The sequence below is a fragment of the Luteibacter yeojuensis genome, from assembly GCF_000964085.1.
In the GTDB taxonomy this organism is placed as follows: Bacteria; Pseudomonadota; Gammaproteobacteria; order Xanthomonadales; family Rhodanobacteraceae; genus Luteibacter; species Luteibacter yeojuensis_A.
The window spans coordinates 1-22,486 of sequence record NZ_JZRB01000020.1 but is presented as its reverse complement, the minus strand read 5'-3'; the positions used below and the strand labels follow the sequence as shown (position 1 = coordinate 22,486).

Genomic DNA, 22,486 nt, shown 5'->3' with positions numbered 1-22,486 from the left:
ATTGAATTAGCCCGTCCCTACATTCGGCCCATGGCCACGAAAGAAACCAAGGATAGCGGCATCCAGCCTCCCCGCACCCTCGACGGGCAGCTGTGCTTCGCGCTGTACTCGGCCAACCTGGCCATGGGCAAGGTCTACCGCCAGCTGCTGGCGAAGCTCGACCTCACCTACCCGCAATACCTCGTGATGCTGGTGCTCTGGGAGCGCGATGGCGTCACGGTCTCGGAGCTGGGCGACAAGTTGTTCCTGGATTCGGCCACGCTCACGCCGCTTCTGAAGCGGCTGCAGGCCGCGGGTCTTGTCGCGCGCAACCGCAGCACGCAGGACGAGCGCCAGGTCATCGTCACGCTTACCGACGAGGGCAGGGCGCTGCAGGCGAAGGCGGCCGACGTGCCTGTCGATCTGTTCTGCGCGATGGATTGCGATGTGGAGACGTTGGGTGGGTTGAAGGCGCAGCTTGAGATGCTGCGCTCGAACCTCTCTGACGCTGCTAAGTAAGAGCATCGCGCGCAAGCGCGCTCCTACAAGGGCTCTCAGCCCTGCCCAGTCACCGACCGCTGGATATGGTCGAGGTACTGGTCCAGCTCCGCGATGCTGGCGAACACCTCCTTCACCGGCACGGCCTTCACGATATCGAAGACCTTCTTCACCTGTGGCTGCGGGTTCAGGAGGAGCGTGCGGCCGCCGCGGTCGTGCATCTGCTTGCGCAGCTGCGCGAGGCTGCGCAGGCCGGCGCTGCTGATGTAGTTCAGCTGCGAGAGGTCGAGCACCAGGGTGCCGCCGTTGTCGACCAGGGGGGTGATATCGCGCATGGTTTCGTCGAAATCACTGAATGAGTTGGCGTCGAGGCTGCCTTCCAGCCACACGGTGCTGCGCTCCGGCGTCGGGCTTTCATTGCGGACGATCAATGTCATGGGGTGGGCTCGTCAGGCGGGGAGGGGTCGAAGCGGACGACGACGCGGTTGCCGCGTGCGTCCCGCGCGTATTCGAAACCGGAGGCGATGCTGCGCGCCAGGTGCAGGCCCAGGCCGCCGACCTCGCGGTCGGCGAGGTCGCCGGGCAGGTCGGGCGGTTCCTGTTCCAGCGGATTGAAGGGCTGGCCGTCGTCGCGCAGTTCCAGGCGCACGGCGTCGGTGCGGGCTTCGAGCTTGATCTCGATGGTGCCGCGGCGGCCGTCGGGGTAGCCGTGGCGCACGGTGTTCACCAGCAGCTCCTCGAGCACCAGGCGCACGTCGGCGCGGCAGGCGTCGTCGACCTCCGCGCGGCCCAGCGTGGTGTCGGCGTGCTCCAGTGCCTGGAACACGTCCTCGAGGCGGTTAGGAATGCACAGCCGCATGGATACGTGCTCCCTCGGCCCCCGTGTCGTGCCACGTGAGGGCGAGCAGGGCGATATCGTCGTAAGCGGGCGCGCCGCTGGTGTAGGCGTCCACGTCTTCCAGCACGCGTTCCACGTAGGTGCCGGGGTTGGCGCCCTCGTCGATGCGCGCCACGCTGTCGAGCAGCGCGTGGGTGCCATACAGGCGCTGGTTGCCCGCATGGGCTTCGCTGACGCCGTCGGTGTACATGAGCAAGGTGTCGCCCCCCAGCAACGAAAGTACGCGTACAGGGTAGCGCGCTTCGCGGTCGAGGCCGAGCGCGGGGCCGGTTTCCACGTCGACGAGGATGGCGCTGCCGCCGGCGTGCAGCACCGGTTGCTCGTGGCCCGCGCTGGCGAGCGACAGCAGGCCCGTTTCGGTTTCGATGACGCCGCAGAGCAGCGTGACGAACATGCAGGTGTCGTTGCCCTTGCATAGCTCGCGGTTGAGGGCGCCGAGGATATCGCTGGGCGAGCGCGCGTGGGTGGCGATGGTGCGGGCCAGCGTGATGGTGCGCGCCATGAAGAGCGCGGCGGGGATGCCTTTGTCGGAGACATCGCCCACCATCACGCAGACGTGCCTGGCGCCGAGCGTGAAATACACGTACAGGTCGCCGCCCACCGCGCTGGCAGGACGTAGCGCGGCGTGCACTTCAAGGCGGCCGTCTTCGGCCAGCCAGTGCGCCTCGGGGATCAGCGCCAGCTGGATCTGACGCGCGATCTCCAGCTCGCTGGCCATGCGGGCCTGGTCGCGCGCGATGCGCTGGCCGGTCTCGATGTGGCCGGCCAGTTGGTGGCGCATCTGGTCGAAGGCGCGGGTGAGGCGGCCCACGTCGTCGTCGCGGCGCACTTCCGGCAATTCGAAGTCGAGGTCGCCGCGGGCCACGTCCTCGGCGCGGTTGGCCAGGACCTTCAGCGGCGCCATGAGCCGCCGCGTGATCACCAGCGTGATGATGGCCACGCCGACGAGGGCGAGCACGCCCAGCAGGCCATCGACCAGGTAGGTGCGGCGCAGGTCGGCCAGCACGCGGCGCTCGGGCATGCTGAGGCCGAACACCCAGCGCGTGCCCTTCACGGGCACGAAGTACACCCAGACGGGCTCGCTGACCCGCCCGCCGTCCTCCGGCGTGATGCGCACGGGGTTCTGCTTGCGGGCGATGGCATCCAGCAGTGGCTTGCTGCCGCGCGTGCCGATGTACGAGCGCCAGTCGTGGGCGAGGAACTCGCCATTGGCGTCGGCCACGAACGCCGAGGCGTGGTCGGGCTTGGTGAGGTCGCCGAGCAGGGTCTGCAGCCAGCCCAGGCTGATCGTGGCGTCGGTGACGCCGATGACGGGCACGTCCTTGCCCGGGATGGCCACGGAATAGCCGATCAGCGTTTCGTTGTGGGCCGCGGAGCGGAACGGCGGCTGCCAGCAGCCATGGTCGCAGTTGAGCCCGCGGACGAACCACGGGGCGCTCCAGTAGGGCTCCGGGTCGGCCAGGCGGTCGCTGGCGACGAGCGTGCCGTTGGCATCGCGGCGGGCTACCGGGGCGTCCTCCGGGCGCAGGTGGTTCACGTCCCGGGGGATGAAGGCGGCGCTGACGTCGACGAGCTCGGGGTTCACGGCCAGCACGTCGTGGATCACCGAGGGCGCCTGGTCGCGGCGGGTACCCAGCACGCCGGCCACCACCTGGGCCACCTTGGCGACGCTGTCGATGCGGCCCTGGATGCGCGTGGCGGCGGCGTCGGCGACGGCGGCGGCCTCGCGCTCGGTCTGCCGCAGCATCTGGTCGCGGGTGTGGGTGAGCAGCAGGCCGCCCGTGATGACGAGCACGGCGGCCGAGCCCACGAGGACGCCCAGGGCCAGCCGCGATGCGACGCTGCGTAGGACCACGGGCGGCTCCAGGGGGAGGGTTACCGCGAATCTATGCCGCCCGGGGCGTGGCGACAAGCTGTCCGGAGGCCATAATGGGCGTCTTCCCCCAGCAAGGTAAGGGCATGCCCGGCTCCCAGCGCGATGTTGAATTCCGATTCCTGGCCCAGCCGACCGACGTGAATTTCGGTGGCAAGGTGCACGGCGGCATGGTCATGAAGTGGATCGACCAGGCCGGCTACGCCTGCGCCGTGGGCTGGAGCGGGGCCTATTGCGTCACGGTCTCGGTCAGCGGCATCCAGTTCCTTGCGCCCATCCTCATCGGCGACCTGGTCACGGTGCGGGCCCGCCTCATCCACACCGGCACCTCCAGCATGCACCTGGCCGTGGACGTGCTAGCGAAGGACCTGCGCAGCGGCGAGCCGCGCCTGGCCACGAGCTGCGTCATGGTCTTCGTGGCCATGGACAAGCCTGATGGCGGCAAGCCCACGCCGGTGCCCCCGTGGGTGCCGGTGGAGGAGCGCGACCTGCGGCTGCAGGAGTACGCCCTGAAGCTCATGGAGATGTCCCGCGCCATGGAGCCCCTGGTACAGAAAACCCGCGAAACCTGAGCGCCTTCTCCTGTGGGAGCCTGCTTGCAGGCGATGCGCTATTCACAACCGCATAACACCCCTGTATAGTTCGCGGCCCACCCGCCGGCCACCCGTACCGGCGGGGTGTTGTCCGGGCCTTCGGAACCCGTCGTCGCATGTGTTTTCAACGTGCGGAAGATGTTGACAGTTTCCGGGGTGCTCGCGACAATAGGCGTTCTTTGTTGGAGGAATACCCAAGCGGCCAACGGGGGCAGACTGTAAATCTGCTGGCTTACGCCTTCGGTGGTTCGAATCCACCTTCCTCCACCATTACGAGTTCCGCGTAGTGCGGGAGTAGTTCAATGGTAGAACTTCAGCCTTCCAAGCTGATTGTGCGGGTTCGATTCCCGTCTCCCGCTCCATTGATCCTCCGCGCATTGCGTCTCGTGCTCATGTAGCTCAGTCGGTAGAGCACTTCCTTGGTAAGGAAGAGGTCGCTGGTTCGATTCCAGTCATGAGCACCATCTCGTCATATTTTGACGGTTCATTTTTCCTTCTATTTTTGACTCCAGCGGAGTTTACGGCTCATGGCAAAGGGTAAGTTCGAACGCACCAAGCCGCACGTCAACGTCGGCACCATCGGTCACGTCGACCACGGCAAGACCACGCTGACCGCCGCGCTGACCAAGGTCGGTGCCGAGCGTTTCGGTGGTGAGTTCAAGGACTACGGTTCGATCGACGCGGCGCCGGAAGAAAAGGCGCGTGGCATCACGATCTCGACCGCCCACGTCGAATACGAATCGCCGACCCGCCACTACGGCCACGTCGATTGCCCGGGCCATGCTGACTACGTCAAGAACATGATCACCGGTGCCGCCCAGATGGACGGCGCGATCCTCGTGTGCTCGGCCGCCGATGGCCCGATGCCGCAGACCCGCGAGCACATCCTGCTCTCGCGCCAGGTCGGCGTGCCGTACATCGTCGTGTTCCTGAACAAGGCCGACATGGTCGACGACGCCGAGCTCCTCGAGCTCGTCGAGATGGAAGTTCGTGAACTCCTCTCGAAGTACGAGTTCCCGGGCGACGATACCCCGATCATCTCGGGTTCGGCCCGTCTCGCCCTCGAAGGCGACCAGTCGGAAATCGGCGTGCCGGCCATCATCAAGCTCGTCGACGCCCTCGACACCTGGATCCCGGAGCCGGAGCGCGACATCGACAAGCCGTTCCTCCTGCCGGTCGAAGACGTGTTCTCGATCTCGGGCCGCGGCACGGTGCTTACCGGTCGCGTCGAGCGCGGCATCATCAAGGTCGGCGACGCCGCCGAAGTCGTGGGCCTGAAGGACACGGTCGCCACCACCGTCACCGGTGTGGAGATGTTCCGCAAGCTGCTCGACCAGGGCCAGGCTGGCGACAACGTCGGCGTGCTGGTTCGCGGCCTGAAGCGTGAAGACGTGGAGCGTGGCCAGGTCCTGTCCAAGCCGGGCACGATCAAGCCGCACACCGATTTCGACGCCGAGGTGTACGTGCTGTCGAAGGAAGAGGGTGGTCGTCACACCCCGTTCTTCAACAACTACCGTCCGCAGTTCTATTTCCGCACCACCGACGTCACTGGCGCCTGCCAGCTGCCGGAGGGCGTGGAAATGGTGATGCCGGGCGATAACGTGAAGATGCACGTCCAGCTCCTGAAGCCGATCGCCATGGACGAAGGCCTGCGCTTCGCCATCCGCGAAGGTGGCCGCACCGTCGGCGCCGGCGTCGTGGCCAAGATCACCAAGTAAGCTTGTGAAGCCAGCCCCCTGGGGCTGGCCTTCCGCCACGGGCGGCCCGGTCCATGATCGGCCGCCCCTGTGGTTCAACGTTTCACCTGTACGCCAGTAGCTCAATTGGCAGAGCAGCGGTCTCCAAAACCGCAGGTTGGGGGTTCGAGTCCCTCCTGGCGTGCCACTTTCGAGCACGCATGAACACGAAGGCACAAGAAGCCAAGGGCACGAGCCCTGCCGACATCGGTAAGCTGCTGCTTGCCTTCATCGTGCTCGCGGCCGGCATCACCGGTTTCTATTACTACGGCGATAACCCGAACGTGCCCGCCATCGCGCGCGGCCTTGGCGTTGTCGTCGCCGTCGTCGCCGCCCTGGCGATCGGCGCCTTCACGGCCCCGGGCCGTAAGCTGCGCGGGTTCCTTTCCGAATCGCAGTTCGAGTTGCGCAAGGTCGTCTGGCCGTCGCGCGACGAAACGCTGAAGACCACCGGTATCATCATCGTGGTCGTCATCATCCTTTCGCTGCTGATGGGGCTCATCGACTGGCTGTTGAAGTCGGTGGTGCTCGATTGGCTGCTCAAGCTCGGACATTGAGGTAAGGCATGAGCAAACGTTGGTACGTCGTTCACGCCTATTCGGGGTTCGAGCAGCAGGTTCGCAAGGCCCTCGAAGAGCGCGTCAAGCGCGAGGCCATGGAAGAGAAGTTCGGTGAGATCCTGGTTCCGACCGAGGAAGTCATCGAGATGCGCGGTGGCCAGAAGCGCCGCAGCGAGCGCAAGTTCTTCCCGGGCTACGTCCTGGTCCAGATCGAGACCGATACCAGCGGCAAAACCCCGCGTATCGACGACGAGTGCTGGCATCTGGTGAAGGAAACCCCGAAGGTCATGGGTTTCATCGGCGGCACCGCCGATCGCCCGCACCCCATCCGCGATACCGAGGCCGACGCCATCCTCAGCCGCGTCCGCGAGGGTGTCGAGAAGCCCCGCCCGAAGGTCCTCTTCGAGCCGGGCGAGATGGTCCGCGTCACCGATGGTCCGTTCAACGACTTCAACGGCGTGGTCGAAGAGGTCAACTACGAAAAGAGCCGCCTGCGCGTCGCGGTGCTCATTTTCGGTCGTTCCACCCCGGTCGAGCTCGAGTTCGGCCAGGTCGAGAAGGCCTGAGGCCAGTTCCACGGCCCCAACGGCACGGCGTTTGCATAAGCCGTGTGAAGTGCCTATAATGCCCGGTTCACGCTGGAGCCTTGTGCTCCGGCGTGCCCGTGTTTAAGGGGTCCGCAGGCGCGGGCTCCATCACACCCAGGGATGGCCAACAGCGAGGAGCCGCAAGGCGCCAGCACTCGCGAGGAAACTAAAATGGCAAAGAAAGTCATTGGTTACATCAAGTTGCAGGTGAAGGCCGGCCAGGCCAACCCGTCGCCGCCGGTGGGCCCCGCCCTCGGCCAGCGCGGCCTCAACATCATGGAGTTCTGCAAGGCGTTCAATGCCGCCACGCAGAAGCTCGAGCCGGGTCTCCCGATCCCGGTCGTGATCACGGCCTACTCGGACCGTACCTTCACCTTCATCACGAAGACCCCGCCGGCCTCGATCCTCCTCAAGAAGATCACGGGCGTCGCCAAGGGTTCGCAGAAGCCGAACACCGACAAGGTGGGCAAGGTCACCCGCGCCCAGCTCGAGGAAATCGCGAAGCAGAAGGAGCCGGATCTCACGGCTGCTGATCTGGATGCCGCCGTGCGTACCATCGCCGGCAGCGCGCGTTCCATGGGTCTGGTGGTGGAGGGTTAAGACATGGCAAAGATCACCAAGCGTATGAAGGCCGCGGCCGCCGCCGTGCAGCCGGGCAAGACCTACTCCCTCGACGAAGCCCTCAAGATCGTCAAGGACAACGCCAAGGCCAAGTTCGCCGAGTCCGTGGACGTCTCCGTCCGCCTCGGCATCGACGCCAAGAAGTCCGACCAGGGTGTCCGTGGCTCGTCGCTGCTGCCGCACGGCACCGGCAAGACGGTTCGCGTCGCCGTGTTCGTGCCGGCCGGTGAAAAGGCCGACGCCGCGCTCGCCGCTGGCGCCGATGCCGTCGGCATGGACGACCTCGCCGAGAAGATGGCCGCTGGCGACCTGAACTACGGCCGCGTCATCGCCACGCCGGATGCCATGCGCGTCGTCGGTAAGCTCGGCCAGGTGCTCGGCCCCCGTGGCCTCATGCCGAACCCGAAGGACGGCTCGGTCACCGCCGACGTCGCCACGGCCGTCAAGAACGCCAAGGCCGGCCAGGTGAAGTTCCGCAACGACAAGGGCGGCATCATCCACGCCACCATCGGCAAGGCCAGCTTCGACGCTGCCCAGCTGGCTGACAACCTCAACGCGCTGCTGGGCGACCTGCTGAAGGCCAAGCCGTCGGCTGCGAAGGGCCAGTACATCCAGAAGGTTGCGCTGTCGAGCACCATGGGCGTTGGCGTGCCGGTCGATACCTCGACCGTGAACGCATCGGCCAAGTAAGTGTTACGACCCCCGTCGGCTTGCCGGCGGGGGCACGTTTTTGAGGGCAGCCCGGTTGCAACACCGGGCAGCCGTCAAAGACCGCAGGCGCGATCAGCGCGCGATGGCGACGAGCAGGGAGCTCGTGTTGGCAAGGAACCGCCGTCATCGCTAGCGGGTTCGCTTAATCGGGCCACAAGCCCAGCCGGCGTAGATGGTGCAGCCCCTTCTGGAATCGTTTCGACTCTGGAAAGGCCACCACCCCCGGGACGCAGACCGTCCCCGACGTCAGGATGATGTCGCCCAGGACCGCAAGCGGCAGGAGTCGTAAGCGGAATTCAATTGGAGGAGTGCAATGGCTCTCAATCTGTCTCAGAAGCAAGAAGTAGTCGCAGAGCTCGCTGAGGTCGCCGCGAAGGCTCACTCCTTGGTTGCTGCCGAATACGCAGGCACCACGGTCTCGCAGATGACCGCGATGCGCAAGAAGGCCCGTGAATCGGGCGTGTTCCTTAAGGTTGTCAAGAACACGCTCGCCGCACGCGCCGTTGCCGGTACCGAGTTCGAGGTCGTCGCCGACGCCCTCACCGGTCCGCTGCTGTACGCGTTCTCGACCGAGGAACCGGGCGCCGCTGGCCGCCTGATCAAGGAATTCGCGAAGACCAACGAAAAGCTCAAGCCGAAGGTCGTTTCCATCGAAGGCAAGCTGTTCGATGCCAGGCACGTCGACGTGCTGGCCTCGCTGCCGACCCGCGAAGAAGCGCTTTCCATGCTGGCCCGCGTGCTGGCCGAGCCGGTCACGATGTTCGCGCGCGCCATCAAGGCCGTCGCGGACAAGCAGGGTGGTGGCGAAGTCGCCGCCGAAGCCCCGGCTGAAGCCTGATCTCGCTGACTCTTTTCTCATCGAAACCCATTTCAGAAGGTAAGAAACAATGTCCACCCTGACCACCGAACAGATCGTTGAAGCCATCAAGGCCAAGTCCCTGACGGAAATCATGGAACTGGTGAAGTCGATCGAAGACACCTTCGGCGTCTCCGCTGCCGCCCCGGTTGCCGCTGCCGCCGCCGCTGGCCCGGCCGCTGCCGTCGAAGAGCAGACCGAGTTCGACGTCATCCTCAAGTCCGCTGGCGACAAGAAGGTCGACGTGATCAAGGCCGTCCGCGCCATCACCGGCCTGGGCCTGAAGGAAGCCAAGGACCTCACCGAAGCCGGTGGCGTCGTGAAGGAAGCTGCTTCGAAGGAAGACGCAGCCAAGTTCAAGAAGGATCTGGAAGCCGCCGGCGCCACGGTCGAACTCAAGTAATTGGCGCCTTGCGCGCCCCGAGTTTGACTTAGCGTCATGCCAGGCCTGGGGGCGAAAGCCCCCGGGCTTTGGCCGTTCCAAAGCTGTGTGTCGTTGTCCCCTGTTCCAAACCGTCGGAAATGGGACATCGCGATTCGAGAGCCGCCACGCCGGGGCTCCGCGGTTCGAATCCCGATCTCCGATTTTCGATTCACCTTTAGCTGGCACGACGGTGCCGGCAACTACAAGACCGAGGCGGTAACACCCATGACCTACTCGTTTACCGAGAAGAAGCGCATCCGCAAGGATTTCGGCAAGCGGCCCCCCGTGCTGGGCGTGCCCAACCTGCTGACGATCCAGACCGACTCGTACAAGGAATTCCTCCAGGAGCACACCGCGCCCAAGTCGCGCGAGGACAAGGGCCTGCATGCGGCCCTCAAGTCCGTGTTCCCCATCTCCAGCTACTCGGGTAACGCCGCGCTGGAATACGTCGACTACCGCCTGGGCGAGCCGGCGTTCGACGAGCGCGAGTGCCGCAACCGCGGCATGACGTTCGGCGCCCCGCTGCGCGCCACCGTGCGCCTTGTCATCTACGACAAGGACAGCCCGGCGTCGAAGAAGGCCGTCAAGTACGTGAAGGAGCAGGAGGTCTACATGGGCGAAATTCCGCTCATGACCGATACCGGCACCTTCATCATCAACGGCACCGAGCGCGTCATCGTCTCGCAGCTGCACCGTTCGCCGGGCGTGTTCTTCGACCACGACCGTGGCAAGACGCACAGCTCGGGCAAGCTGCTGTTCTCCGCGCGCGTCATCCCTTACCGCGGCTCGTGGCTCGACTTCGAGTTCGACCCGAAGGATGCCCTGTTCACCCGTATCGACCGCCGCCGCAAGCTGCCGGTCACGGTGCTGCTCCGCGCGCTGGGCTACACCAACGAAGAGATGCTCAGCATCTTCTTCGAGCACAACGTGTTCCACCTGGGCAAGAAGGGTGCCGTCACCCTCGACCTGGTCGCCGAGCGCCTGCGCGGTGAAACCCTGTCGTTCGACCTCGTGGTCGATGGCAAGGTGCTGGTCGAAGCCGGCAAGCGCATCACGGCGCGCCACGTGCGCCAGCTGGCCAACGAGAAGATCGCGACGCTGGAAGTCCCCGACGACTACCCGGTGGGCCGCATCGTGGCCATCGACATGATCGACAAGGACACCGGCGAAGTCATCGCCGCGGCCAACGACGAGCTCACCCTCGAGCACCTCGAGCACTTCCGCAAGGCCGGCATCGAAACCGTGCCGACGCTGTACGTGAACGACCTCGACCGCGGCGCCTACATCTCGAACACGCTGCGCATCGACAACACGCGCACGCAGCTCGAGGCCCTGGTCGAAATCTACCGCATGATGCGCCCGGGCGAGCCGCCCACCAAGGACGCCGCGCAGAACCTGTTCTTCAACCTGTTCTTCACCTTCGACCGCTACGACCTCTCGGCCGTGGGCCGCATGAAGTTCAACCGCCGCGTCGGCCGCAAGGACGTCATCGGCCCGGGCGTGCTGTACGACCACAAGTACTTCAGCGACCGCAAGGAAGAAGCCTGCCAGCAGCTCATCAGCGAGCTGGGCGAAACCTCCGACGTGCTCGACGTGCTGCGCGTGCTCATCGACATCCGCAACGGCATCGGGACGGTCGACGATATCGACCACCTGGGCAACCGTCGCGTGCGTTCGGTCGGCGAAATGGCGGAGAACACCTTCCGCATCGGCCTCGTCCGCGTCGAGCGCGCGGTGCGCGAGCGCCTGTCGCTGGCTGAATCCGAAGGCCTCACCCCGCAGGAACTCATCAACGCCAAGCCCGTCGCGGCCGCGGTGAAGGAGTTCTTCGGGTCGTCGCAGCTTTCGCAGTTCATGGACCAGAACAACCCGCTGTCGGAAGTCACCCACAAGCGCCGCGTCTCGGCCCTTGGCCCGGGCGGCCTGACCCGCGAGCGCGCCGGCTTCGAAGTGCGCGACGTGCACCCGACCCATTACGGCCGCGTCTGCACCATCGAAACGCCGGAAGGCCCGAACATCGGCCTGATCAACTCGCTGGCCGTGTACGCCCGCACCAACGCCTACGGCTTCCTCGAGACGCCGTACCGCAAGGTCGAGAACGGCAAGGTCACCGACAAGGTCGATTACCTGTCGGCGATCGAAGAGGGCGACCACGTCATCGCGCAGGCGAACTCGCCGCTCTCGAAGGAAGGCAAGTTCCTCGAAGACTTCGTGTCCTGCCGCTTCCGCGGTGAGTCCGAGCTGCGCCCGTCGGCCGAGATCAACTACATGGACGTCTCGCCCATGCAGACGGTGTCGGTGGCGGCGGCGCTCGTGCCGTTCCTCGAGCACGATGACGCGAACCGCGCGCTCATGGGCGCGAACATGCAGCGCCAGGCCGTGCCCACGCTGCGCAGCCAGAAGCCGCTCGTCGGCACGGGCATCGAGCGCGCCGTGGCGCGCGACTCGGGCGTCACCGTGTCCGCCAAGCGCGGCGGTGTCATCGACCAGGTCGATGCCGCCCGTATCGTCGTGCGCGTCAACGAAGCCGAAGTGGGCGACGACGATGCCGGCGTCGATATCTACACGCTGACCAAGTACACCCGCTCCAACCAGAACACCAACCTCAACCAGCGCCCGCTGGTGAACGTGGGTGACGTGGTGGCCGTGGGCGATACGCTGGCCGACGGTTCGTCGACCGACCTGGGCGAGCTTGCGCTCGGCCAGAACATGCTCGTCGCCTTCATGCCGTGGAACGGCTACAACTTCGAAGACTCGATCCTCATCTCCGAGCGCGTCGTGCAGGAAGACCGCTACACCTCGATCCACATCGAGGAGCTCACCTGCATCGCCCGTGACACGAAGCTGGGCGCCGAGGAAATCACCGCGGACATCCCGAACGTCGGCGAGCAGGCCCTGGCCCGCCTCGACGAGAGCGGCATCGTCTACATCGGTGCGGAAGTGAAGGCGGGCGACATCCTCGTCGGCAAGGTCACGCCGAAGGGCGAAAGCCAGCTCACCCCGGAAGAAAAGCTCCTGCGCGCCATCTTCGGCGAGAAGGCCTCGGACGTGAAGGACAGCTCGCTGCGCGTGCCCCCGGGCATGGACGGCAATGTCATCGACGTGCAGGTCTTCACCCGCGACGGCATCGAGAAGGACAAGCGCGCCAAGCAGATCGAGGAAACCGAACTCAAGCGCATCCGCAAGGATCTTGACGACCAGTTCCGCATCCTCGAGGGCGCCATCTACGCCCGCATGCGCACGCAGCTCGTCGGCAAGAGCGCCATGAGCGGCCCGGCCGGCCTCAAGCGCGGCGCCGTCATCGACGACGCCTACCTCGACGGCCTGAAGAAGGACGACTGGTTCAAGATCAACGTCAAGGAAGAGGAAGTCTCGGAGTTCCTCGAGCGCGCGGCCGAGCAGGTCAAGCGCCACAAGGAAGCCTTCGACAAGCGCTTCAAGGAGAAGCAGGGCAAGATCACCCAGGGCGACGACCTCGCCCCGGGCGTGCTCAAGATGGTCAAGGTGTACCTCGCCGTGAAGCGCCGCATCCAGCCGGGCGACAAGATGGCGGGCCGCCACGGTAACAAGGGCGTGGTCTCGATGATCGTGCCGGTCGAGGACATGCCGTTCTCCGCCGACGGCCGCCCGGTCGATATCGTGCTGAACCCGCTCGGCGTGCCGTCGCGTATGAACATCGGCCAGATCCTCGAAGTCCACCTTGGGTGGGCGGCGAAGGGCCTTGGCCACAAGATCGACGCGATGATCGAAGCCCAGGAGAAGCCGGCCAAGCTGCGCGAGTTCCTGCACGAGGTGTACAACCACGGCAACGCCGGCGCCGAAGGTGCCACGCGCCTGGTCGACCTCGCCTCGATGTCGGACGACGAAATCGTCAACCTCGCGGATAACCTCCGCGACGGCGTGCCGATGGCGACCCCGGTGTTCGACGGTGCGGAAGAGCACGAGATCAAGCACATGCTGAAGCTCGCGGGCCTGCCGGAATCCGGCCAGACCGTGCTGTTCGACGGCCGTACCGGCGAAGCGTTCGATCGCCCGGTCACCGTCGGCTACATGCACATGCTGAAGCTGAACCACCTGGTCGACGACAAGATGCACGCGCGCTCCACGGGCCCGTACTCGCTCGTCACCCAGCAGCCGCTGGGCGGCAAGGCGCAGTTCGGCGGCCAGCGCTTCGGCGAAATGGAAGTCTGGGCGCTCGAAGCCTACGGCGCGGCGTACACCCTGCAGGAAATGCTGACCGTCAAGTCGGACGACGTGCAGGGCCGCAACCAGATGTACAAGAACATCGTCGACGGCAACCACGAAATGGCTGCGGGCATGCCGGAATCCTTCAACGTCCTCGTGAAGGAAATCCGCTCGCTCGGTATCGACATCGAGCTCGAAGAGCTCAACAAGTGATCGTCGCGGCTATCGGAGATTACGCATGAAAGACCTGCTCAATCTGTTCAACCAGCAGCGACAGACGCTGGACTTCGACGCGATCAAGATCGCCCTGGCTTCGCCGGAGCTGATCCGCTCGTGGTCGTACGGCGAAGTGAAGAAGCCGGAAACCATCAACTACCGCACGTTCAAGCCCGAGCGTGATGGCCTGTTCTGCGCCGCCATCTTCGGTCCCATCAAGGACTACGAGTGCCTGTGCGGCAAGTACAAGCGCATGAAGCACCGCGGCGTGGTGTGCGAGAAGTGCGGCACCGAGGTCACCCTGGCCAAGGTCCGTCGCGAGCGCATGGGCCACATCGAGCTGGCCAGCCCCACCGCGCACATCTGGTTCCTGAAGTCGCTGCCTTCGCGCATCGGCCTCATGCTGGACATGACGCTGCGCGACATCGAGCGCATCCTGTACTTCGAGGCGTTCGTCGTCATCGATCCGGGCCTGACCGCGCTCGAGCGCGGCCAGCTGCTCAGCGAAGACCAGTACCTGGAAGCCACCGAAGAGCACGGCGACGAGTTCGATGCCCGCATGGGTGCCGAGGCCGTCTATGAGCTGCTGAAGAGCCTCGACCTGCCGGGCGAAGTCATCCGCCTGAAGGAAGAGATCGCTTCCACCAACTCGGAAACCAAGCTCAAGCGCCTCACCAAGCGCGTGAAGCTGATCGAGGCGTTCCTGGAATCCGGCAACAAGCCGGAGTGGATGGTGCTGACCGTCCTGCCGGTGCTGCCGCCCGACCTGCGTCCGCTGGTTCCGCTCGATGGCGGCCGTTTCGCCACGTCCGACCTGAACGACCTGTACCGCCGTGTCATCAACCGTAATAACCGCCTGAAGCGCCTGCTCGAACTCGCCGCGCCGGACATCATCGTCCGCAACGAGAAGCGCATGCTGCAGGAATCGGTCGATGCGCTGCTCGACAACGGCCGCCGCGGCCGTGCCATCACTGGCACGAACAAGCGCGCGCTGAAGTCGCTGGCCGACATGATCAAGGGCAAGCAGGGCCGCTTCCGCCAGAACCTGCTCGGCAAGCGCGTCGACTACTCGGGCCGTTCGGTCATCGTGGTCGGCCCGACCCTGCGCCTGCACCAGTGCGGCCTGCCGAAGAAGATGGCGCTCGAGCTGTTCAAGCCCTTCATCTTCGCCAAGCTCCAGGCCCGTGGTGAAGCCACCACGATCAAGGCCGCCAAGAAGCTGGTCGAGCGCGAAGAGTCGCAGGTGTGGGACATCCTCGAAGAGGTGATCCGCGAACACCCGGTCATGCTGAACCGTGCGCCCACGCTGCACCGTCTCGGCATCCAGGCGTTCGAGCCGGTGCTCATCGAAGGCAAGGCGATCCAGCTGCATCCGCTCGTCTGTACCGCGTTCAACGCGGACTTCGACGGTGACCAGATGGCCGTGCACGTGCCGCTCTCGATCGAGGCGCAGCTCGAAGCCCGCGCGCTCATGATGTCGTCCAACAACGTGCTGTCGCCGGCGAACGGCGAGCCGATCATCGTGCCGTCGCAGGACGTCGTGCTCGGCCTGTACTACATGACCCGCGAGCTGGTGAACGCGAAGGGCACCGGCATGGTGTTCGCGAACCTCGGCGAAGTGCGCCGCGCGTACGACAACCGCGCGGTCGAGCTGCACGCCAAGGTCAAGGTGCGCGTGCGCGTCTTCAACCTGTCCGAGACCGGCGAGCGCGTCGCCTCCACCCAGATCGTCGACACGACGGTTGGTCGCGCCCTGCTGGCCGAGATCATCCCGGAAGGCCTCCCGTTCGCCCTGGTGAACACGGAGCTGACCAAGAAGAACATCTCGCGCCTCATCAACCAGAGCTACCGCCTCCTTGGCCTCAAGGAATCGGTTGTGTTCGCGGATAAGCTGATGTACACCGGCTTCCGCTTCGCGACGCGCGCCGGTATCTCGATCGGCATCGACGACATGAAGATCCCGGCCGAGAAGAAGGCGATCCTCGAGGAAGCCGAGAAGGAAGTGGTCGAGATCCAGGAGCAGTACCAGTCGGGCCTGGTCACCGCGGGCGAGCGCTACAACAAGGTGGTCGACATCTGGTCGCGCACGAACGAACTCGTCGCGAAGGCCATGATCGACGGCATCGGCACCGAGAAGGTGACCGACGCCGAGGGCAAGCAGGTCAACCAGAAGTCGATGAACTCGCTGTACATCATGGCTGACTCGGGTGCGCGTGGTAGCGCGGCCCAGATCCGCCAGCTGGCCGGCATGCGCGGCCTGATGGCCCGCCCGGATGGCTCGATCATCGAGACGCCCATCAAGGCGAACTTCCGCGAAGGCCTCAACGTGCTGCAGTACTTCAACTCCACCCACGGCGCCCGCAAGGGCCTCGCGGATACGGCGCTGAAGACGGCGAACTCCGGTTACCTCACCCGTCGCCTCGTCGACGTGGCGCAGGACGTGGTCATCACCGAGCACGATTGCGGCACCGAAGACGGCGTGATGATGGCGCCGATCGTGGAAGGCGGCGACGTGGTCGAGCCGCTGCGCGAGCGCGTGCTGGGCCGCACGGTCGTCGAAGACGTCTACGCCCCGGGCGAAGGCGACGAGCCGATCGTCACCCGCGATACCCTGCTCGACGAAAGCCTGGTCGACAAGCTCGACAAGGCCGGCGTGCAGCTCATCAAGGTGCGTTCGCCCATCACCTGCCGCGCCAGCCACGGCGTCTGCGCCCTGTGCTACGGCCGTGACCTTGCCCGTGGCCACCTGGTCAACATGGGTGAGGCCGTGGGCGTCGTCGCCGCGCAGTCCATCGGTGAGCCGGGTACCCAGCTGACGATGCGTACGTTCCATATCGGTGGCGCGGCCTCCCGTGCCGCCGCCGTGGATAACGTCACCGTCCGCACCACCGGCGCGCTGAAGTTCAACAACCTGAAGTCGGTCGAGCACTCGGCGGGCCACCTGGTCGCCGTGTCGCGTTCGGGCGAAGTGAGCGTCATCGACGCGAACGGCCGCGAGCGCGAGCGTTACAAGGTGCCCTACGGCGCGACCATCACGGTGAAGGACGGCGACCCGGTCAAGGCCGGCCAGACCGTCGCGAACTGGGATCCGCATACCCACCCGATCGTCACGGAAGTGGCCGGCGTGGTCCGCTTCATTGACTTCATCGATGGCGTGACCGTGCAGTCGCAGACCGACGAGCTCACCGGCCTCGAGTCGGCGGTGGTGACCGATCCGAAGCGTCGCGGCACGCAGGCCAAGGACCTGCGCCCGATCGTCCGCCTGGAAGACAGCAAGGGCCGTGAGCTCAAGCTGCCGGGTACGGATATCGCGGCCCAGTACTTCCTGCCGGCCGGGGCCATCGTCTCGATCCAGAACGGCGCCGAAGTGGGCGTGGGTGACGTCGTCGCCCGTATCCCGCAGGAAACGTCGAAGACCCGCGACATCACCGGTGGTCTTCCGCGCGTGGCCGATCTGTTCGAAGCCCGCAAGCCCAAGGAGCCGGCGATCCTGGCCGAGCGCTCGGGCATCATCAGCTTCGGCAAGGACACCAAGGGCAAGCAGCGCCTCATCATCAAGGACGTGGACGGCAACGAGCACGAGGAGCTGATCCCGAAGTGGCGCCAGGTCATCGTCTTCGAAGGCGAGCACGTGGAGAAGGGCGAAACCGTCGTCGACGGCGAGCCGAATCCGCATGACATCCTGCGCCTGCTGGGTGTCGAGCCGCTGGCGGGCTACCTGGTCAAGGAAATCCAGGACGTCTACCGCCTGCAGGGCGTGAAGATCAACGACAAGCACATCGAAGCGATCATTCGCCAGATGCTCCGCAAGGTCGAGATCACCGACGCCGGCGACAGCACCTACCTGCGCGGTGAGCAGGTCGAGCGCATCCGCATCAACGAGGAGAACGAGCGCGCCGAGAAGCGGGGCGAGCGTCCTACCGAGTTCGAATCGGTGCTGCTGGGCATCACCAAGGCCTCGCTGGCCACCGAGTCGTTCATCTCGGCGGCCTCGTTCCAGGAGACCACCCGCGTCCTTACCGAGGCCGCGGTCCGGGGTACCCGTGATACGTTGCGTGGCCTGAAGGAAAATGTTATTGTTGGGCGGCTAATCCCTGCGGGTACGGGTCTGGCCTACCACGCCTCGCGTCGTAGCCAGAGCGGCCTGACGGATGCGGATCTCCAGACCCTCCAGGGCTCGGGCTCCTCCGTCTCGTTCGAAGAGGCTCCCGCCGGGTCCAACGATAGCGCCGAGTGAGGCTCCTGTACGGGCTTCGCCCGTACATACGAAATGAGGCGCACGGATGCGCCTCGTGTTCGGATTCAGGGACGATGGGTGCCGGCCGCATAGTGCGGGGGCGCACGTCAAAATCGCTTACACGGCGGGCCGATTCTTCGGTCTGCCTTTATGTTTCTCAGGAATAGCTTCGCATGACGACAGTCAACCAGTTGGTGCGCAAATCCCGCAGCCCCAAGGCGTACAAGAGCGCCTCGCCGGCCCTGCAGAGCAGCCCGCAGCGTCGCGGTGTCTGCACGCGCGTTTACACGACCACCCCGAAGAAGCCGAACTCGGCGCTGCGTAAGGTTGCCAAGGTGCGCCTCACCAACGGTTTCGAAGTCATCAGCTACATCGGTGGCGAAGGTCACAACCTCCAGGAGCACTCGGTGGTCCTGATCCGTGGCGGTCGCGTCAAGGATCTCCCCGGTGTTCGTTACCACACGGTTCGCGGCAGCCTCGACTGCGCGGGCGTGACCAAGCGTCGCAAGTCGCGCTCGAAGTACGGCGCCAAGCGCCCGAAAGGCTAAGTGAAGGACACAGAATATGTCGCGTAAAGGTTCCCATCCCGCCCGTGTCGTCCTCCCGGACCCGAAGCACGGAAGCCAGCTGATCGCCCGCTTCATCAACATGGTGATGAAGTCCGGCAAGAAGTCGGTCGCTGAAGCCATCGTCTACGGTGCCCTCGAGGCCATCGGCGAGAAGCACGCAGAGCCCGTCCAGCTCGTCGAAAAGGCCCTGGGCAACATCGCCCCGGCCGTCGAAGTGAAGTCCCGCCGCGTCGGCGGTGCGACCTACCAGGTGCCGGTCGAAGTCCGTCCGGGCCGTCGCATGGCGCTTGCCATGCGCTGGGTCATCGATGCCGCCCGCAAGCGTGGCGAGACGTCGATGCCGCGCAAGCTGGCTGCCGAGCTGCTGGAGGCTTCCGAGTCCCGTGGCGGCGCCGTCAAGAAGCGCGAAGAAACGCACCGCATGGCAGAAGCCAACAAGGCCTTCTCGCATTACCGCTGGTAATCCCCCCAGCTTCCAAGATCTGAGGTAAGACTGTGGCACGCACCACTCCCATCGAGCGCTACCGCAATTTCGGCATCATGGCCCACATCGATGCCGGCAAGACCACGACCACGGAGCGCATCCTGTTCTACACCGGCGTCAGTCACAAGATTGGCGAGGTGCATGACGGTGCGGCAACGATGGACTGGATGGAGCAGGAACAGGAACGCGGCATCACCATCACTTCCGCCGCCACCACGGCGTTCTGGAAGGGCATGGACCGTTCGCTTCCCGAGCACCGCTTCAACATCATCGATACCCCGGGGCACGTCGACTTCACCATCGAAGTGGAGCGTTCACTCCGCGTGCTCGATGGCGCGGTGTTCGTGCTTTGCGCCGTGGGTGGTGTGCAGCCGCAGTCGGAAACCGTGTGGCGCCAGGCCAACCGTTACAAGGTGCCGCGCCTCGCGTTCGTCAACAAGATGGACCGCACGGGTGCCAACTTCTACAAGGTCGTCGACCAGCTGAAGGCCCGCCTCGCCGCCAACCCGGTGCCGATGCAGGTGCCGATCGGCGCCGAAGACAACTTCGAAGGCGTGGTCGACCTGCTCAAGATGAAGGCCATCAAGTGGGATATGGAATCCCAGGGCATGAAGTTCGAGTACGTCGACATCCCGGCCGAGCTGGTCGAGAAGGCGACTGCCGATCGTAGCTTCATGGTCGAGGCGGCTGCCGAAGCCACCGAAGAGATGATGGAGAAGTACCTGGAAGAGGGCGACCTCTCCGAGGAAGAGATCATCGAAGGCCTGCGCCTGCGCACGCTGAAGAGCGAGATCATCCCCGTCTACTGCGGCACCGCGTTCAAGAACAAGGGCGTGCAGGCCATGCTCGACGCCGTCGTCAACCTGCTCCCGTCGCCCATCGACCGCCCGCCGGTCGAAGGCGTGAACGAAGACGAGCAGCCGGATACCCGTCCGGCCAAGGACGACGCGCCGTTCTCGGCCCTCGCGTTCAAGATCATGACCGATCCGTTCGTCGGCGCCCTGACGTTCTTCCGTGTCTACTCGGGCACGCTGAACGCCGGTGACCAGGTGTACAACCCGGTCAAGTCGAAGAAGGAGCGCATTGGCCGCATCCTGCAGATGCACGCCAACGAGCGTCACGAACTGAAGGAAGTCCGCGCTGGCGATATCGCCGCTGCGGTCGGCCTGAAGGACGTCACCACCGGTGACACGCTCTGCGCGCAGGACCACATCATCACCCTCGAGCGCATGTCGTTCCCCGAGCCGGTGATCTCGATGGCGGTTGAGCCGAAGACCAAGTCGGACCAGGAAAAGATGGGTATCGCCCTCGGCCGCCTGGCCGCGGAAGATCCGTCGTTCCGCGTCCGTACGGACGAAGAGTCGGGCCAGACGATCATCTCGGGCATGGGCGAGCTTCACCTGGATATCCTGGTGGACCGCATGAAGCGCGAGTTCAACGTCGAAGCCAACGTCGGCAAGCCGCAGGTGGCCTACCGCGAAACGATCCAGGGTTCGGACGTCAAGTCGGACTACAAGCACGCCAAGCAGTCGGGTGGTAAGGGTCAGTACGGTCACGTCGTGATCGAGCTGTCGCCCATCACCGACGCCGATCGTGCGGACGAGAAGCTCGCCGCTGGCATCAAGGACGACTTCCTGTTCATCAACGACATCACGGGTGGTGTGATTCCGAAGGAATTCATCCCGTCGGTGGAAAAGGGCCTGCGCGAAACGATCACGGCCGGTCCGCTCGCGGGCTTCCCGGTGGTCAACGTCAAGGTCAAGCTCGTTTTCGGTTCGTACCACGACGTCGACTCGTCCGAAATGGCGTTCAAGCTCGCCGCCTCCATGGCGTTCAAGCAGGGCTTCGCCAAGGCGCAGCCGGTGCTGCTCGAGCCGATCATGAAGGTCGAGGTCGTCACGCCGGAAGACTACGTCGGTGACGTCATGGGCGATATCAGCCGTCGTCGCGGCATGCTCACGGGCCAGGAAGAGACCCCGTCGGGCAAGACCGTCAACGCGATGATCCCGCTGGGTGAAATGTTCGGCTACGCCACCTCGCTGCGCTCGCAGACGCAGGGCCGCGCCACGTTCACCATGGAATTCGACCACTACGAGCCGGCGCCGAAGAACATCGCCGACGAGGTCATGAAGAAGTCCTGATAGGGCTTCTTCTTCCACCATCCAACGTATTTTAGAGGTTTCAAGTCATGGCAAAGGGCAAGTTCGAACGCAACAAGCCGCACGTCAACGTCGGCACCATTGGCCACGTCGACCACGGCAAGACCACGCTGACCGCCGCGCTGACCAAGGTCGGTGCAGAGCGCTTCGGTGGTGAATTCAAGGATTACGGCTCGATCGACGCGGCGCCGGAAGAGAAGGCTCGTGGCATCACGATCTCGACCGCCCACGTGGAATACGAATCGGCCACGCGCCACTACGCGCACGTCGATTGCCCGGGCCACGCCGACTACGTCAAGAACATGATCACCGGTGCCGCCCAGATGGACGGCGCGATCCTGGTGTGCTCGGCCGCTGACGGCCCGATGCCGCAGACCCGCGAGCACATCCTGCTCTCGCGCCAGGTCGGCGTGCCGTACATCCTGGTCTTCCTCAACAAGGCCGACATGGTCGACGACGCCGAGCTCATGGAGCTTGTCGAGATGGAAGTCCGCGAACTGCTCTCGAAGTACGACTTCCCGGGCGACGAGACCCCGATCATCAAGGGTTCGGCGCGCATGGCGCTCGAAGGCGACCAGTCGGAAATCGGCGTGCCGGCCATCATCAACCTCGTTGATGCGCTCGACACTTGGATCCCGACGCCGGAGCGCGACGTCGACAAGACCTTCCTGATGCCGGTCGAAGACGTGTTCTCGATCTCGGGCCGCGGCACCGTCGTCACGGGTCGTATCGAGCGTGGCGTTATCAAGGTTGGCGAAGAAATCGAAGTCGTCGGCATCCGCGATACCCAGAAGACCACGGTCACGGGCGTCGAGATGTTCCGCAAGCTGCTCGACCAGGGCCAGGCGGGTGATAACGCCGGCCTCCTGCTCCGCGGCCTGAAGCGCGACGACGTGCAGCGCGGCCAGGTGCTGGCCAAGCCGGGCACGATCAAGCCGCACACCCAGTTCGAAGCCGAGGTGTACGTGCTGTCGAAGGACGAGGGTGGCCGTCACACCCCGTTCTTCAACAACTACCGTCCGCAGTTCTACTTCCGCACCACCGACGTCACCGGCGCCATCAAGCTGCCGGAAGGCGTGGAAATGGTGATGCCGGGCGACAACGTGAAGATGGCTGTCACCCTGATCCACCCGATCGCCATGGACGAAGGCCTGCGCTTCGCGATCCGCGAAGGCGGCCGCACCGTCGGCGCCGGCGTGGTTTCGAAGGTCACGGCGTAAGCGATATCTCCCTGCGGGGGGATCCAGAGGCGGAGACGAAAGTCTCCGCCTTTTTTTTGGTTCATCGCGGATTACCGGGG

Annotated in this window: 18 protein-coding genes and 4 tRNA genes; 19 read left to right on the top strand and 3 right to left on the bottom strand. The window is 64.9% G+C overall.

The window, feature by feature from the left end; genetic code table 11:
* The first annotated feature begins 30 nt into the window (after positions 1-30).
* Positions 31-498 carry a MarR family winged helix-turn-helix transcriptional regulator gene (locus tag VI08_RS10050; protein ID WP_045829450.1) on the top strand — a complete coding sequence of 156 codons (468 nt, stop codon included), beginning with the start codon at positions 31-33 and terminating at the stop codon, positions 496-498.
* Positions 499-533: 35 nt separating this feature from the next.
* Here the strand turns inward: VI08_RS10050 and VI08_RS10045 are convergent, their stop codons facing one another.
* The 3 genes from VI08_RS10045 to VI08_RS10035 are packed head-to-tail and all read right to left on the bottom strand — an operon-like array spanning position 534 to position 3,230.
* Positions 534-914: an STAS domain-containing protein gene (locus tag VI08_RS10045; RefSeq protein WP_045829449.1), complete on the bottom strand. Its 381-nt coding sequence runs from the start codon at positions 912-914 to the stop codon at positions 534-536.
* Positions 911-1,336 (bottom strand): ATP-binding protein, encoded by a 426-nt coding sequence (locus VI08_RS10040; protein WP_052697816.1) that lies wholly within the window; start codon positions 1,334-1,336, stop codon positions 911-913. Before VI08_RS10040 ends, VI08_RS10045 begins: the two co-directional genes overlap by 4 nt.
* Positions 1,317-3,230: a SpoIIE family protein phosphatase gene (locus tag VI08_RS10035; protein ID WP_045829448.1), complete on the bottom strand. Its 1,914-nt coding sequence runs from the start codon at positions 3,228-3,230 to the stop codon at positions 1,317-1,319. Before VI08_RS10035 ends, VI08_RS10040 begins: the two co-directional genes overlap by 20 nt.
* Before the next feature lie 104 nt (positions 3,231-3,334).
* Between VI08_RS10035 and VI08_RS10030 the strand changes: the two genes are divergently transcribed.
* The 18 genes from VI08_RS10030 to tuf (VI08_RS09945) all read left to right on the top strand — a co-directional run bounded on the left by VI08_RS10030 (position 3,335) and on the right by tuf (VI08_RS09945) (position 22,406).
* Positions 3,335-3,820 (top strand): acyl-CoA thioesterase, encoded by a 486-nt coding sequence (locus tag VI08_RS10030; protein WP_045829475.1) that lies wholly within the window; start codon positions 3,335-3,337, stop codon positions 3,818-3,820.
* A 205-nt stretch (positions 3,821-4,025) separates the two neighbouring features.
* Positions 4,026-4,111: transfer RNA gene (locus tag VI08_RS10025), tRNA-Tyr, on the top strand.
* An 18-nt stretch (positions 4,112-4,129) separates the two neighbouring features.
* Positions 4,130-4,203, top strand: a tRNA-Gly gene (locus VI08_RS10020).
* 26 nt (positions 4,204-4,229) lie between these two features.
* Positions 4,230-4,305, top strand: a tRNA-Thr gene (locus VI08_RS10015).
* A gap of 63 nt (positions 4,306-4,368) precedes the next feature.
* Entirely contained in the window at positions 4,369-5,559 is a 1,191-nt protein-coding gene (tuf, locus tag VI08_RS10010; protein WP_045829447.1) for an elongation factor Tu, read from the top strand.
* 90 nt (positions 5,560-5,649) lie between these two features.
* Positions 5,650-5,725, top strand: a tRNA-Trp gene (locus VI08_RS10005).
* Between the two features lie 13 nt (positions 5,726-5,738).
* A complete protein-coding gene (secE, locus tag VI08_RS10000) occupies positions 5,739-6,134 on the top strand; it encodes a preprotein translocase subunit SecE (RefSeq protein ID WP_045829446.1) in 396 nt (131 codons plus the stop codon).
* 8 nt (positions 6,135-6,142) lie between these two features.
* Positions 6,143-6,703: a transcription termination/antitermination protein NusG gene (gene nusG / locus VI08_RS09995; RefSeq protein ID WP_045829445.1), complete on the top strand. Its 561-nt coding sequence runs from the start codon at positions 6,143-6,145 to the stop codon at positions 6,701-6,703.
* Positions 6,704-6,895: 192 nt separating this feature from the next.
* Complete coding sequence (rplK, locus tag VI08_RS09990; protein WP_045829444.1) at positions 6,896-7,324, top strand: 50S ribosomal protein L11; 429 nt, start codon at positions 6,896-6,898, stop codon at positions 7,322-7,324.
* A 3-nt stretch (positions 7,325-7,327) separates the two neighbouring features.
* On the top strand, positions 7,328-8,035 hold the full coding sequence (rplA, locus tag VI08_RS09985; RefSeq protein WP_045829443.1) for a 50S ribosomal protein L1: 708 nt from the start codon (positions 7,328-7,330) through the stop codon (positions 8,033-8,035).
* A gap of 334 nt (positions 8,036-8,369) precedes the next feature.
* Entirely contained in the window at positions 8,370-8,894 is a 525-nt protein-coding gene (rplJ, locus tag VI08_RS09980) for a 50S ribosomal protein L10 (protein ID WP_045829442.1), read from the top strand.
* 49 nt (positions 8,895-8,943) lie between these two features.
* Positions 8,944-9,315 carry a 50S ribosomal protein L7/L12 gene (gene rplL / locus VI08_RS09975; protein WP_045829441.1) on the top strand — a complete coding sequence of 124 codons (372 nt, stop codon included), beginning with the start codon at positions 8,944-8,946 and terminating at the stop codon, positions 9,313-9,315.
* Between the two features lie 246 nt (positions 9,316-9,561).
* Positions 9,562-13,734, top strand: a complete 4,173-nt coding sequence (gene rpoB, locus VI08_RS09970; protein WP_045829440.1) for a DNA-directed RNA polymerase subunit beta — start codon at positions 9,562-9,564, stop codon at positions 13,732-13,734.
* Between the two features lie 25 nt (positions 13,735-13,759).
* Positions 13,760-17,974 (top strand): DNA-directed RNA polymerase subunit beta', encoded by a 4,215-nt coding sequence (rpoC, locus tag VI08_RS09965; RefSeq protein ID WP_045829439.1) that lies wholly within the window; start codon positions 13,760-13,762, stop codon positions 17,972-17,974.
* A gap of 173 nt (positions 17,975-18,147) precedes the next feature.
* The gene (rpsL, locus tag VI08_RS09960; RefSeq protein WP_045829438.1) at positions 18,148-18,522 is read left to right on the top strand and encodes a 30S ribosomal protein S12; all 375 of its coding nucleotides are present in this window, start codon (positions 18,148-18,150) and stop codon (positions 18,520-18,522) included.
* Positions 18,523-18,538: 16 nt separating this feature from the next.
* Positions 18,539-19,006, top strand: coding sequence for a 30S ribosomal protein S7 (gene rpsG / locus VI08_RS09955; protein WP_045829437.1), 468 nt, complete (start codon positions 18,539-18,541; stop codon positions 19,004-19,006).
* Positions 19,007-19,038: 32 nt separating this feature from the next.
* Positions 19,039-21,168 (top strand): elongation factor G, encoded by a 2,130-nt coding sequence (gene fusA / locus VI08_RS09950; RefSeq protein ID WP_045829436.1) that lies wholly within the window; start codon positions 19,039-19,041, stop codon positions 21,166-21,168.
* A gap of 47 nt (positions 21,169-21,215) precedes the next feature.
* A complete protein-coding gene (tuf, locus tag VI08_RS09945; RefSeq protein WP_045829435.1) occupies positions 21,216-22,406 on the top strand; it encodes an elongation factor Tu in 1,191 nt (396 codons plus the stop codon).
* Positions 22,407-22,486 lie beyond the last annotated feature (80 nt).